Source organism: Roseateles agri (assembly GCF_034043675.1).
In the GTDB taxonomy this organism is placed as follows: domain Bacteria; phylum Pseudomonadota; class Gammaproteobacteria; order Burkholderiales; family Burkholderiaceae_C; genus KK5.
In genome coordinates this window covers 168156-181843 of sequence record NZ_JAXCLA010000001.1, presented here as the reverse complement: position 1 = coordinate 181843, position 13688 = coordinate 168156, and the positions used below count along the sequence as shown (strand labels likewise).

Annotated in this window: 11 protein-coding genes and 1 tRNA gene; 7 read left to right on the top strand and 5 right to left on the bottom strand. The window is 66.3% G+C overall.

Features of this window, described 5'->3' with window-relative positions; all coding sequences use genetic code 11:
* Positions 1 to 5 precede the first annotated feature (5 nt).
* Positions 6 to 81, top strand: a tRNA-Thr gene (locus SNE35_RS00795).
* A gap of 48 nt (positions 82 to 129) precedes the next feature.
* Here SNE35_RS00795 and SNE35_RS00790 read toward each other — a convergent pair.
* Complete coding sequence (locus tag SNE35_RS00790; protein WP_320420832.1) at positions 130 to 468, bottom strand: hypothetical protein; 339 nt, start codon at positions 466 to 468, stop codon at positions 130 to 132.
* Positions 469 to 674: 206 nt separating this feature from the next.
* Here SNE35_RS00790 and secA point away from each other — a divergent pair, with 206 nt between their 5' ends.
* The 6 genes from secA to SNE35_RS00760 all read left to right on the top strand — a co-directional run bounded on the left by secA (position 675) and on the right by SNE35_RS00760 (position 10128).
* A complete protein-coding gene (gene secA / locus SNE35_RS00785) occupies positions 675 to 3437 on the top strand; it encodes a preprotein translocase subunit SecA (RefSeq protein WP_320420831.1) in 2763 nt (920 codons plus the stop codon).
* 223 nt (positions 3438 to 3660) lie between these two features.
* Positions 3661 to 4212 carry an FxDxF family PEP-CTERM protein gene (locus tag SNE35_RS00780; RefSeq protein ID WP_320420829.1) on the top strand — a complete coding sequence of 184 codons (552 nt, stop codon included), beginning with the start codon at positions 3661 to 3663 and terminating at the stop codon, positions 4210 to 4212.
* A gap of 18 nt (positions 4213 to 4230) precedes the next feature.
* On the top strand, positions 4231 to 4824 hold the full coding sequence (locus SNE35_RS00775; protein WP_320420827.1) for an FxDxF family PEP-CTERM protein: 594 nt from the start codon (positions 4231 to 4233) through the stop codon (positions 4822 to 4824).
* Between the two features lie 118 nt (positions 4825 to 4942).
* The gene (gene argJ, locus SNE35_RS00770) at positions 4943 to 6175 is read left to right on the top strand and encodes a bifunctional glutamate N-acetyltransferase/amino-acid acetyltransferase ArgJ (RefSeq protein WP_320420826.1); all 1233 of its coding nucleotides are present in this window, start codon (positions 4943 to 4945) and stop codon (positions 6173 to 6175) included.
* A 265-nt stretch (positions 6176 to 6440) separates the two neighbouring features.
* On the top strand, positions 6441 to 7154 hold the full coding sequence (locus tag SNE35_RS00765) for a PEP-CTERM sorting domain-containing protein (protein WP_320420825.1): 714 nt from the start codon (positions 6441 to 6443) through the stop codon (positions 7152 to 7154).
* 76 nt (positions 7155 to 7230) lie between these two features.
* On the top strand, positions 7231 to 10128 hold the full coding sequence (locus SNE35_RS00760; protein WP_320420824.1) for a S8 family serine peptidase: 2898 nt from the start codon (positions 7231 to 7233) through the stop codon (positions 10126 to 10128).
* A 96-nt stretch (positions 10129 to 10224) separates the two neighbouring features.
* Here SNE35_RS00760 and SNE35_RS00755 read toward each other — a convergent pair whose 3' ends face one another.
* The 4 genes from SNE35_RS00755 to SNE35_RS00740 form a co-directional block, all read right to left on the bottom strand.
* Complete coding sequence (locus tag SNE35_RS00755) at positions 10225 to 10632, bottom strand: cupin domain-containing protein (protein ID WP_320420823.1); 408 nt, start codon at positions 10630 to 10632, stop codon at positions 10225 to 10227.
* Positions 10633 to 10669: 37 nt separating this feature from the next.
* Positions 10670 to 11428, bottom strand: coding sequence for an SDR family oxidoreductase (locus SNE35_RS00750; protein ID WP_320420822.1), 759 nt, complete (start codon positions 11426 to 11428; stop codon positions 10670 to 10672).
* A 96-nt stretch (positions 11429 to 11524) separates the two neighbouring features.
* On the bottom strand, positions 11525 to 13087 hold the full coding sequence (locus SNE35_RS00745; RefSeq protein WP_320420821.1) for a methyl-accepting chemotaxis protein: 1563 nt from the start codon (positions 13085 to 13087) through the stop codon (positions 11525 to 11527).
* A gap of 103 nt (positions 13088 to 13190) precedes the next feature.
* Positions 13191 to 13688, bottom strand: a complete 498-nt coding sequence (locus SNE35_RS00740; protein WP_320420820.1) for a Csu type fimbrial protein — start codon at positions 13686 to 13688, stop codon at positions 13191 to 13193.

Sequence of the window (13688 nt, the reverse complement as noted above, 5' to 3'; positions counted from 1 at the left end):
CCCGTGCCGGCTTAGCTCAGTTGGTAGAGCAACCGCCTTGTAAGCGGTAGGTCATCAGTTCGAATCCGATAGCCGGCACCACGGAATGCAAAGCCTCCCGAGAAATCGGGAGGCTTTTCTTTTGCTGCCTCAGGATTGCTTCTGCACCTTGACCCGCACGCGGGTGGGCTGCAGGCCCTGCTCGGCCAGCAGTTCTTCCATTCGCGGCTGCATGTGCCGCAGCTTGGCGGCCACCGCGGCGTTGGCGGCCAGCAGCGTCCAGGCTTCCTCGTCGACCGGGCCGGCCTGGACGAAGCGCGTCAGCGCGCCGGGCAGGCAGGGGGCGACGATCTCCATGCGTCGGTTCGATTCGCGGATCAGGCGGCCGAGCCGCGCCAGCGCCTCGTGGCCGCCGAGCGCGCGGGCGATCGGTAGCGGTTCGGGAACCTGGGGCGCGTTGCGGGACGCAGGACGTGGAGGGGCGCGCATGGCCGGCAGTGTAGTGGTCGACCATGGCCCCCGGCATCGCCGAGGGCCGGGTGCTAAACTGCCGCGTTTTGCGCGCGGTCCCGCCAGGCGGGGCTTGCATTGCTGCCGGCTTGCCTCATATCGAGAGCTAACGGTCTGGATGGACGGCGTCCCGCTTGTCCATCCGCCGCGGCGCCGTCCACGAAAAATCAGATCGACCACGCTGCATGTTGCCCAAGCTTCTTACCCAGATTTTCGGTAGCCGTAATGAGCGTCTGCTCAAGGAATACCGCCGCGTCGTTCAGAAGATCAACGCGCTGGAGCCGCAGTTCGAGGCGCTGAGCGACGATGAACTGCGCGGCAAGACGGAAGAGTTCAAGCAGCGCATCGCTGGCGGCGAGACCGTGGACGCGATCCTGCCCGAGGCCTTCGCGGTCTGCCGCGAGGGCGGCAAGCGGGCGCTGAAGATGCGCCACTTCGACGTGCAACTGATCGGCGGCATGGTGCTCAATGCCGGCAAGGTCGCTGAAATGCGCACCGGCGAAGGCAAGACGCTGATGGCGACGCTGCCGGTCTACCTGAACGCGCTGACCGGCAAGGGCGTCCACGTCGTGACGGTCAACGACTACCTGGCCCGGCGCGACGCCGAGTGGATGGCCAAGCTGTACAACTTCCTGGGCCTGACCGTCGGCATCAACCTGCCGCAGATGTCGCGCGAGGAGAAGCAGGAAGCCTACCGCGCCGACGTCACCTACGGCACCAACAACGAATACGGCTTCGACTACCTGCGCGACAACATGGTCTACGAGACCGGTGACCGCGTGCAGCGCGGCCTGGCCTACTCGATCGTCGACGAGGTGGACTCGATCCTGATCGACGAGGCCCGCACGCCGCTGATCATCTCCGGCCAGGCCGAAGACCACACCGACATCTACATCGCCATCGCCAAGGTCGCGCCGAAGCTGAAGAAGCAGATCGGCGAAGAGGACCCGCGCACCGGCGAGGGCGTGATCGAGCCGGGTGACTTCACCGTCGACGAGAAGTCGCACCAGATCGTGCTGACCGAAGACGGCCACGAGAACGCCGAGCGCCTGCTGGCCGAGGCCGGCCTGCTGGCCGAGGGCGCGAGCCTGTACGACGCCGGCAACATCACCTTGATGCATCACCTGTACGCGGCGCTGCGTGCCAGCCACGTGTATCACAAGGACCAGCACTACGTCGTGCAGAACGGCGAGGTCGTCATCGTCGACGAGTTCACCGGCCGCCTGATGAGCGGGCGCCGCTGGAGCGATGGCCTACACCAGGCCGTCGAGGCCAAGGAAGGCGTGCAGATCCAGGCCGAGAACCAGACGATGGCCTCGATCACCTTCCAGAACTACTTCCGCATGTACGGCAAGCTGTCCGGCATGACCGGCACGGCCGACACGGAAGCCTACGAGTTCCAGGAGATCTACGGCCTCGAGACGGTCGTGATTCCGCCGAATCGCCCGACCATCCGCAAGGACGAACTGGACCTGGTCTACAAGACCTCCAAGGAAAAATTCGACGCCGTCATCGCCGACATCCGCGAGTGCCACGAGCGCGGCCAGCCGGTGCTGGTCGGTACCACCTCGATCGAGAACTCCGAGCTGATCTCGGCGCTGCTGACCAAGGCCAAGCTGCCGCACAACGTGCTGAACGCCAAGCAGCATGCGAAGGAAGCCGAGATCGTCGCCCAGGCCGGTCGTCCGGGCGTCATCACCATCGCGACCAATATGGCCGGCCGCGGCACGGACATCGTGCTGGGCGGCAACGTCGAGAAGCAGGTGCAGTTCCTCGAGGCCGACGAGGCCGTGCCCGAGGCCGACAAGGCCGCGCGCATCCGCCAGCTGCACGACGAGTGGCAGGGCCTGCACGACAAGGTCAAGGCCGAGGGCGGACTGCGCATCATCGCCACCGAGCGCCACGAGAGCCGCCGCATCGACAACCAGCTGCGTGGCCGTTCCGGCCGCCAGGGCGACCCGGGCTCCTCGCGCTTCTACCTGTCGCTGGACGACTCGCTGATGCGCATCTTCGCCGGCGACCGCGTCCGCGCGATCATGGACCGCCTGAAGATGCCCGAGGGCGAGGCGATCGAGGCCGGCATCGTCACCCGTTCGATCGAGTCGGCGCAGCGCAAGGTCGAAGGCCGCAACTTCGACATCCGTAAGCAGCTGCTCGAGTACGACGACGTCTCGAACGATCAGCGCAAGGTCATCTACCAGCAGCGCAACGAGATCCTCGATGCCGCGACCCTGGACGAGCAGATCGGCAACCTGCGCGGTGCCGCGCTGACCGAAGTCGTACGCACTTACGTGCCGAGCGACAGCGTCGAGGAACAGTGGGACCTGGCCGCGCTGGAGCGCGTGCTGAAGGACGAATGGCAGCTCGACGTCTCGCTGCGCGGCATGGTCGAGAAGAGCGATTCGATCACCGACGAGGAGATCGTCGAGGCCGTCGTCAAGGCTGGCGACGAGTCCTTCGCCGGCAAGCTGGAGCGCGTCGGCGTCGAGCAGTTCACGCCCTTCATGCGCATGGTGCTGCTGCAGAACATCGACCAGCACTGGCGTGAGCATCTGGCCTCGCTGGACTACCTGCGCCAGGGCATCCATCTGCGCGGCTATGCCCAGAAGAACCCGAAGCAGGAATACAAGCGCGAAGCTTTCGAGCTGTTCTCGGCCCTGCTGGACGTCGTTCGCCTGGAGGTGACCCGCACGCTGCTGAACGTGCGCATCCAGACGCAGGAAGAGGCTGACGCCGCGGCCGCCGCGATGGAGCAGCGTGCCGAGGCGGTCAGTAACGTCACCTACACCCATCCGAACGAGGACGGCTCGGTCTCGCAAGACCAGGCCCCGCCGGCCGCGCAGAGCGCCGCCAACCTGGCCCAGCAGTATGGCCACGTGGGCCGCAACGATCCCTGCCCCTGCGGCTCCGGCAAGAAGTTCAAGTCCTGCCACGGCAAGCTGGCCTGACGACTCGTCGCGTCCCCGATCAAGAGGCCGCGAGATCGCAAGATCTCGCGGCCTTGTTCATTCGGGGCACCCACTGACCCCGCTCATTCGAGGGGTTATGTGCGGTAAGTCGCAGCAATCCATGCGGGCTCACATGGATGGGGGGTGGGGCACGCTCCCATGGATCGATAGAGTGGCTACATCGCTCAAAGGCAGCCGCCCGGGCTTACCCGATCAAGTCTCGATGAAAACAAAAATCGCAAAAATCCTCAGCCTCGGCGTGCTGCTCGTCTCGGCTCTGGGTGCTTACGCAGGGCCAGTGGTGTCTAGTCCCGGTCCCGTCACGATGGTGTTGGACGGCCAGGGCGGCGCTTCCGCGGGTATCTCGCACACGATCACCGTGGCTGGCGACTTCACCGACGTGTACCAGCTGAACGGCTTGAGCGGATGGGCAACCATCACCAGCAGTCTGATGACTTCGGGCAAGAACACCTTCGGTATCGATTTTTTTAGCGCCAGCATCAACGGCGTCAATTTCTCGCTGACGCAAAGTGCTGGTAGCGGTATCGCTGATTTCTTCGAGCGCGGCAACTTCGACGGCGCCGAACTCGGCTCGCCGTTCACGCTGATCATCACGGGGCATGCCGGCGACGGTCTGGCCGACGGCACCGCGATCAACGCAACTTACTCCGGGTCCGTCAACATGAGTGCTGTGCCGGAGCCCGCCAGCCTGGCGCTCGCCGCCATCGGCCTGTGCGCCGCAGGGGTGGCGACACGCCGCCGCAATAGCCGCTAAGAAGAAAGATACATCGCGATGACCACTGCATCCTCGATCAAGAAGCTCACCCTGCTCGCCGCGCTGACGTTCGGTGCTTGGACCTCCGCCCAGGCGATGAACGTCGTCAACACCATCGGGTTGACCGGTTCGTCCATTACCGGCTACAGCGCTGGCCTCAGCGACCCGACCGGCACCGAAGTGAACCACACCGTCTCCGGCGCGTTTACCGATACGTTTACCTTCAGCTTCACCGGCGGTTCGACCATTGACGTCTGGCTGAATACCGTCGCTGAAAGCAGCAAGCTGGCCACGCAACAGATCGTCTTCACGTCTGCCACGATCAATGGCCAGGCGCTGAGCATCGATCCGATCCAGACCTCCGGCTCCGGCAAGAACATGACTCAGTACGGCAGCGCCGGCTTGTTTGAAGTTCCCGCCGATGGCAATCTGGTACTCGTGATCAACGGCTATGCCGGCCTGATGGGGAGCGAAGGGAGCCCGATCTCTGCCAGCTATTCCGGTGGCATCAACGTGATGCCGTCCGCCGTGCCTGAGCCCGAAAGCTACGCCCTGCTGCTCGCCGGCCTGGGTGCCATCGGCTTCATTGCCCGCCGTCGTGCCGTGCGCTGAAACTCAGCGTTAGCCATCGCAAGGGCTCCTTCGGGCGCCCTTTGCTTTTTGGCGCGGTGCGTCATGTCGGATCCCTACAATCCGGGCCATCTTCTTCCCAGCAGCCCGCGAGTCCGCCATGCCCGTCAATCTCACCGCTCCCGATCCCGCCGCCCTGCATGCCGTGCCCGGCGTCCGTCTGGGTGTGACTATGGCCGGCATCCGCAAGGCCAACCGGCGCGACCTCAGCGTGATCGAATTGGCTGAGGGCTCGTCGGTTGCCGGCGTGTTCACCAGCAACCGCTTCTGTGCAGCGCCGGTGCAGGTCTGCCGCGAGCATCTGGCGGTCGATGGCAATGCGATCCGCGCGATCCTCGTCAACACCGGCAATGCCAATGCCGGCACCGGCGAAGACGGCTTGGCCCGCGCTCGCCAGGGCTGCCAGGCTCTGGCCGATGCGCTGAGCCTGAAGCCGCAGCAGATCCTGCCGTTCTCGACTGGCGTGATCATGGAAACGCTGCCGGTGGACCGCATCGTCGCGGGCCTGCCGGGCGCAATCGCCGCGCTGAAGGCCGACAACTGGGCCGAAGCCGCCGCCGGCATCATGACGACGGACACCTTGCCCAAGGCTGCCTCGCGCCAGGTGCAGATCGGTGGCCAGACCGTCACCGTCACCGGCATCAGCAAGGGTGCCGGCATGATCCGCCCGAACATGGCGACGATGCTCGGCTACGTCGCCACCGACGCCAACATCGCTCCCGGCCTGTTGCAGGCCCTGGTGACCGAGGCGGCCGATGCTTCGTTCAACCGCATCACGATCGACGGCGACACCTCGACGAACGACTCCTTTGTGTTGATCGCCACGCACAAGGCTGCGCACCCGCGCATCGAAGCGTTGGACAGTGCCGAGGGTCGGGTCTTGCGCGACGCCGTGATCGCCGTCTCGCAGCAGCTCGCCCAGGCGATCGTGCGCGACGGCGAGGGTGCCACCAAGTTCATCAGCGTCGTCGTCGAAGGCGGCCGGGACGAGGCCGAGTGCAAACTCGCCGCCTACGCCATCGCCCACTCGCCGCTGGTCAAGACGGCCTTCTTCGCCAGCGATCCGAACCTGGGTCGCATCCTGGCGGCGGTCGGCTACGCGGGCATCGCGGACCTGGATCAGACGCTGATCGACATGCACCTGGACGACGTCCACGTCGTCGCCAAGGGCGGCCGGCGCACCGAATACCGCGAGGAAGACGGCCAGCGCGTGATGAAGCAGGCCGAGATCACCGTGCGTGTGAACCTCAATCGCGGGACGGCCAGCACGACCGTCTGGACCTGCGACCTGAGCCACGACTACGTCAGCATCAACGCCGATTACCGCTCCTGAGCGAGCGCTGACGCGCGCGGCCGCGGCGGGAGCCTGCTGCCGCTGATTCCAATGGTGTGATGGACTCCGGGTGCGGCGGGTCGACTCCTGCCTGGCAATCAGCAACAACCCCCTATCCCCCCATCTCGGGGGCGCGGAATCCATGTATCCACGCCGCGCAACGCGCGTGAGATAAACCAGTTACGTAATCTTTACACATTGGTCAGTGACTGATCAGGGACCCTGTGACGTCGCTCTTCTTAACTCCAACTGGTAACGAGTCAACATGGCGATTTCGCGATCCACTTCCCGGGCATTCCTGCCCCGTTCGCTCACGGCCCTTGCATTGGCCACGATGGGCTTCACCACCTCCGCACTGGCGGGCAGCTACACCGAAGTGGGCGATGCCGGCCAGTTGCTGGGTACGGCCCAGTCCACCGTCGGCACCGGCGCCTTGACCGACATCTTCGGGTCGGTCAGCGACGTGCATGACGTCGACCTGTACCTGATCAACATCACGAACTTCGCCGCGTTCTCGGCTTCGACGGTCAACAGCGGCACCGACGCCTTCCTGGACACGCAGCTGTTCCTGCTGACCACCAGCGGCAAGGCCGTGTGCGCCAACGACAACTCTGGCGGTGGCTTCCAGTCGCTGCTGGGCGCCGGCAGCTGCGGCAGCAGCCTCGGAAACGGCCAGTACCTGCTGGGCATTGGCAGCGGCTTCTACGACCCGGTGGATGCCAACAACGTCCTCCTGTTCGCGCCGAACAATGGCCAGGAGAGCGTGCGTGGTCCCAATTCCGCTTTCGCGCTGGCCGGCTACACCGACAACGGCGCCTTCGACCCCAACTTCGGCGCGTACGACATCAAGCTGACTGGCGCTGCAGCCGTCTCGGCCGTCCCGGAACCTGCGACCGTCGCGCTGATGCTGGGTGGCCTGGCCATCTGCGGCCTGAGCGCTTCCCGTCGCCAACGTTCCTCGACCAAGACCTCGGTCTGAGGAGCCGGGTCCGCGCTGCGGGCCCTTCGCAAGAACAACTCGAATCCACAAGATTCGCCACAAGAGCAAGCACGTCATGAAATCCAATTCGTTTCCGCTGGTTCCCCGAAAGTTCGCGTTGCGCGCATGCGCGCTCGGCGCAGTGTTGATGACGGTCGGCGCTGCCAATGCCGGCAGCCCGATCCCGGCCAACCTGAATGGCCCGCTCCACCAACTGGTCGCCAAGAAGCTCTCGGCCGCCGGCATCCTGACCCGCAACCGTTCGCTGGCCGTCACCGAGAGCGACGCCACCGTCGACATCTCCTCGGAGACGCTGCTGCGTGACGCATCGAGCCGCGTGCTCGTGACGATCCTGCTGGACGGCCGCCAGTCCTTCGACGCGGCGCGTGCCGCCGTCGCCCGCGTGCCCGGCATGTCCATCACCTCCGAAGACCGCCGCTATCGCGGTGGCGCGCTGGAAGGCTTCATCACCGAGGACTCGCTGGTGACCCTGGCCAAGACGCCAGGCGTCTCGGCGGTGCACGGCCAATCGCGCCCGCACACCAACGTTGGCGCCACGACCACCCAGGGCCTGGTGCAGCACAAGATCAACCAGCTGCCGAGCAACCTGAACGGTACCGGCATCACGATCGGCATCCTGTCCGACTCCTACAACACCGCCAGCATTTCGCTGGCCACCGGCGGCAGCCTGACCATCCGCGAAGCGCAGGACATCGCGAGCTGCGACCTGCCGGGCGCCGCCAATCCCTGCGGCAACACCCAGCCCGTGGTCGTGCTGAAGGACGCCGGTACCTACCCGAACTCGTCGACCTACGACGAAGGTCGCGGCATGGCCCAACTGATCCACGATGCGGCGCCCAAGGCCCGCCTCGGCTTCGCCACCGCCTTCGACGGCGAACTGGCTTTTGCCAACAACATCCGCGCGCTGGCCGGCATCCAAGGCCTGCCCAATTCGCGTCCGGACTTCGCCGCGCAGATCATCGTCGACGACGTGCAGTACTACGACGAAGGCATGTTCGCCGACACCATCGTCGCACAGGCGGTGGATGATGTGACGGCCCTGGGCGTCTCCTACTTCTCGTCCGCCGGCAACACGCCGCCGACCGAAGGCTACGGCTCCGACTTCCGCTACGTACCGGTGGCCGGCGCCACGACGGGCACCAACATCAACCTGGCTGGCGTGGACCCCGCGCTGTACCAAGGCGGCTTCCACAACTTCCGCACCGACGGAACGCAAGACATCGCCCAGACGATCACGCTCGGCACCTCCTCTGCCGGCGCGGCTCGCGTGCTGCAGATGATGTTCCAGTGGGATGACCCGTACGACACCACCCCGGCTGTCGTGGGCTCGCAAGTGCTGCAGACGCAGGGCACGCTGAGCGCTACCGTCTCGCAATTCGACACGACCCTGAGCAATCCGACCGCGGGTGCGGCCTACCAGATCGACGTGCGTGGCGATTCCACCACCGGCGGTGTCGGCAACTTCGATGCCATCGTGACGGTGCTCGCGCCGGACGGCAGCGTGGTCCAGACGGTGGACACCGGCACGTCCGAGACCTTCACCTTCTTCACCAGCCAGGCCGGCAACTACACGATCCGCACGACGGGCTACAACAGCGACAAGGGCACGGTCACGGTGACCGTGAACAACGTGGCCGGTACGCAGCGCGTCACGACGGACTACAACCTGCTGTTCTTCAAGACCAGCAACGGTGCCTTCCTGGGCGCGGCCTCGGAGAACAACATCGCGTCCAACCGTCCGCTGGAATCGGTCGGCATCCAGTTCCCGACCGGCAACACGCAGGTGCAGATGGTCATCGCCCGCGCGGCGGTGCCCACCGCACCGCAACCGGCCAACCGCTTCCGCTACGTCACCAACAACGGCGGCAACCCGTCGCTGCCGGCCGAGTACTTCTCGTACAGCACCCCGATCACCTATGGCCACAACTCGGCCGCCGGTGCCAACGGCGTCGCGGCCTACAGCCCGTTCCAGCCGGCCATTCCGGAGGACTTCACCTCCACCGGCCCGGTGCGCATCGTCTGGGACCGCAACAACAACCGGATCCCCGAAGACCAGCAGGTTCGCCTGAGGCCTAACTTGGCGGCGATGGACGGTGGCAACACGACCTTCTTCACCAGCGATACCAACCGCGATCTGGACACCTTCCCCAACTTCTTTGGCACCAGCGCGGCGGCCCCGACGGCAGCGTCCATCGCGGCACTGGTGCTGCAGAACAAGGGGGGCCCGGGCTCGGTGACGCCGATGCAGATGCGCACGATCCTGCAGAACTCGACCTTGCAGCACGACCTGGATCCGTACAGCGCGACGGGCACGGCGACGACCACCAGCCGAGGCCGCGTGACGGTGTCGCTGAACGGTGACAACTCGACGCTGGCCCGGACCGACCCGAATGCGTTCACGGTCGCCTACACGGGCCCCGGCAGCATCGCCAGCATCACCTTCGACGGCACCACCGCCAACCCGGGCGGCGGCAACGTCAGCGTGCCCAGCACGCCGGGCCTGGTGTTCGACGTGCGCACGGCCGGCCAGCCCTTCGTGGTGGGCTCGGGCAGCGTCGGTCTGACCACAGCGAACGTGACCGCGACGACTTCGTCGCAGGCACCGTCGCCGGCCGCTACGAACATGTTCTTCAAGCTGAAGCTTGACTTCAGCTCGGGCTCGTTCACGACCGGCAAGGCGCTGCGCTTCGGTGTCGGCCGCGCCATGTATCGCTCGGCCTCTCTGCCGCCGAACGGAACATCGGCGACGGCGAACTCCGGCGACCTGGCCGGCAGCGTGATCCGCCAGCCGGATGGCACGCTGGCCAGCGGTGGCATCACCTTCACCGGCACGATGTCGGACGGCTCGACCTTCAGTGGCGTGCTGGCCAACCGTATCGGTACGGGCTACTCCTTCCTCGATGGCTTCGGCTTCATCGACGCAGTGAAGGCCGTCAACGCACCGCTGCCTTGATGCGCTGAAACTCCCACGCGGCGCCGGTCATCACGATGGCGCGCGAACCCAAGCGGGCGATGGCAACATCGCCCGCTTTTCTTCGTGCGGCGATTCCTAGTGCTTGTGGCCGTCCACCGGCGTCAGGATCGGCGCGCCCTGGCCCTTCAAGAGAAAGACGACGAAGCGCGCGGGCTCGGTATCGCTGGCATTGCGGCCGACGATGTGGACGTCCTTCGGGCCTTCGTAGAAGGTGTCACCGGCCCTCAAGGTGACCAGCGGGCCGCCCTTGAGCTGCATCTGCACCGTGCCTTCCAGCACGTAGAGCATGGCATGGGCGTCATGCCGGTGCTCCATGTCCTTGGCGCCCGGCGCGTAGGACACCTCGAGCATCACGGCTTCCTTGCCCGGGTATTCAGGCAGTGGTTTTGCCATCAGCTGCTTCACCTCGGTGGCATGGGCCGGGGCGGCGAGCAGGGTGCAGCAGACGAGCGCGGCGAGCGATGCGAGAGATCGGGTGTTCATGGGTCTTCCTCTGTGTCAAAAAAAGGGTGAAGCCGTATCAGACGGCTTGGGCGGCCTTGGCCAGCCAGGCATCGAGCGTGATCGTGCCGATTGCCGCCTCGGCTGCCGTGACCAGCGCGTGGTCGTCCAGCACCGAGCCGAAGTACGGGGCCTGCGCATCCGCGACGACGCGGCGCGGGTCGCCCTGGGCGTCGAGCGCCCGCTGCACGGCTTCGTTCATCGGCAGGCGCTGCGGCCCGCCGATCTCGATGGCCGCGTTGCGCGGCGCCTGCGACACGACGCCGGCCAGGAGCTGCGCCACGTCTGCGGCGGCAATAGGCTGGAAGCGAGCCGATGAAACGTGGGCGGCCCGGCCGTCCGCACCGCCATCACTGGCGATGGCGCTCAGGAACTCGAAGAACTGGGTCGCGCGCACGATCGTGTAAGGCACCTTGCCTTCCCGAATCAGCGCTTCCTGCGCGATCTTGGCGCGCATATAGCCGTTGTCGGTCAGCCGATCGGCTCCGACGACGGACAAGGCCACGTGGTGGCCGACGCCGGCCACTGCCTCGGCAGCCAGCAGATTCGCCGTGGACGTGCGGAAGAACTGCAGCACCGCCTGCGCTTCGAACGAGGGGGAATTGCTGACGTCCACCACCACGTCCGCGCCGCTCAGCGCGCCGGCCAGGCCTTCGCCGGTGAGGGTGTTGACGCCTTGCGGGGGCGAAGCCACGGTCACGCGATGGCCGGCGCCCTCCAGCAGCGGGGCGAGGTTTCTGCCGATGAGGCCGCTGCCTCCGATGATCGTCACGTTCATGCACGGTCCTTCCGCGGTTGACGGGTCGGACGGCACCGGAATGGGCCGTCCCTACCCAGCAAGACGTTTGGAAGGTCCGGCTTGTGACGCGCCGGCTCAGATCCCCCGGCCGGACAGCTTGAACACCGCGACCGTCTGCGCCAGATCGGCGGCCTGGTGTTTGAGACTCTCGGCCGCGGCGGCGCTCTGTTCGACCAGCGCCGCGTTCTGCTGCGTGACCTGGTCCAGTTGATTGACCGCATCGCCGATCTGGCCGATGCCGCTGCTCTGCTCGATGCTGGCGGCGCTGATCTCGCTGATCAGGTCGTTGACGCGCTTGACCTGCGAGACGATCTCGCCCATCGACTGGCCGGCCTCGTGGACCAGCTTGGAGCCGGTCTCCACCTTCTGCACGCTGGCGCCGATCAGCGACTTGATCTCCTTGGCCGCGCTGGCCGAGCGCTGCGCCAAGCTGCGCACCTCCGACGCCACCACCGCGAAGCCGCGGCCCTGCTCGCCCGCCCGCGCCGCTTCGACGGCGGCATTCAGCGCCAGGATGTTGGTCTGGAAGGCGATGCCGTCGATGACGCCGATGATGTCGACGATCCGGCGGCTGCTGTCGGTGATCTCGTTCATCGTCGAGACGACCTGGTCGACGACGCGCCCGCCCTGCATCGCCGCATCGGTGGCGCCGCCGGCGAGCTGGGCAGCCTGGCGCGCCGTGTCGGCGTTCTGGTTGACGGTGGCGGTCAGCTGTTCCATCGACGCGGCCGTCTGCTCCAGATTGCTGGCCTGTTCCTCGGTGCGCTGGCTGAGATCCGCATTGCCGGTGGCGATCTCGGCCGAGCCGGTGGCGATCGAGTCCGAGCTGTTGCGCACGCGGCTGACGATGGTCGCTAGGCTGCCGTTCATCTGCTTGAGCGCGTCCAGCAGTTGGCCCGTCTCGTCATCGCTGTCCACCATGACATCGACGGTCAGGTCGCCGGCGGCCACGGTCCGCGCGACGCTCACCGCCACGGCGATCGGCCGGGTGATGGAGCGCGTGATCAGCAGCGCTAGCGCGCCCCCCAGTGCGAGCGCCACGACCAGCAGCACGATCACCGCCCAGCGCGTCTGCTCGAACGCACTCTGCGAGGCCTGGTAGGCCACGTCGCCGCCCTTGGTCTGCAGGTCGACGTCCTGGGCTAGTGTGTCGATGATGATGTTGAACGGCGCGAGACCCTTGTCGTACTGCGCCCGGCCCGCCGTGTCGAATCCGGCATCGCTGTGCTGCAAGGCCATCAGGCGGTCGACGTTGGCGAAGTAGTCGCCCTGGGCCGCCTCGATGGCGACACGGAAACGTCGCTCCTCGTCGTTCGCGTCCGTCGCCGCGTAGCGCTTCCAGGCGGCCTGCGCCTTGAGCTTCAGGTCCTGCACGCGCGTGACCTGCGACTGGTATTTCTCCGGCTCGCTGGACATCACGAATCGGGCTTCCGCCCGTCGCATCGCGGAGAGCACGCCCTGGTACTCGCCGAGCGCCCGCGTGGCCGGCAGCCAGTTGGTCGCCATATCGGTGGTGGCGTCGTTCACCTTGCCGATGCGGTTGATGGAGAACACGCCGACGAGCAGGGCAAGTGCCAGCACGGAGGCGAAACCCAGCAGCAGCCGGGGGCCGATCTTCAAACGGGTCAGCACGGTCACGAGATGTCTCCTCGCCAGTCGGCCATTCATGTGGCTCCCTTTTGAGTCGAATGTACACGCGGCATCGCACCCGTGCGGAATGCGCCCGCTGTTTGTGACCGGATTAATACGTGATCGTGACAGTGACGGTGTCCGTGTAGGCGCCCGGCGCCACGTTCGCCAGCGAAGGCAGGCGGCCGTAGATGCTCAGCGTCTGGACGCTGCCGGTCCCTGTGCCGGCCACGGTGGCGCTGCTGGCCGTGCCGTCGCCCCAGACGCTGGAGCGGCCGGTGTCCAGGTAGAGCTGGTAGGCCAGCGAGCGGCTGCCGGCCTTCATCGCGCGGGCGCTGAAGTTCGAGGCGCCGCCGGCGTTGCTGCCGGCGTTCAGCGCAACGGTGTAGGGTGTCGTGTTCGAGCAGGTGACGCTCAGCGTGGAGGTGGCGTCCAGCGGCACGGCGGCGGCCAGCGGGTCGATCGTGTTGCCGAAGTTCAGGGCGGTGCCGGAGACGGTGCAGGAGCTGATGACGGTGGCCGTGACCTGGAAGGTGTTGCTCGCGGTGACGGCCTGGGCGGCGCCAGAAGCAAGCAGTGCGGCGATCAGCAGAAGGCTCTTGGTGTTCAT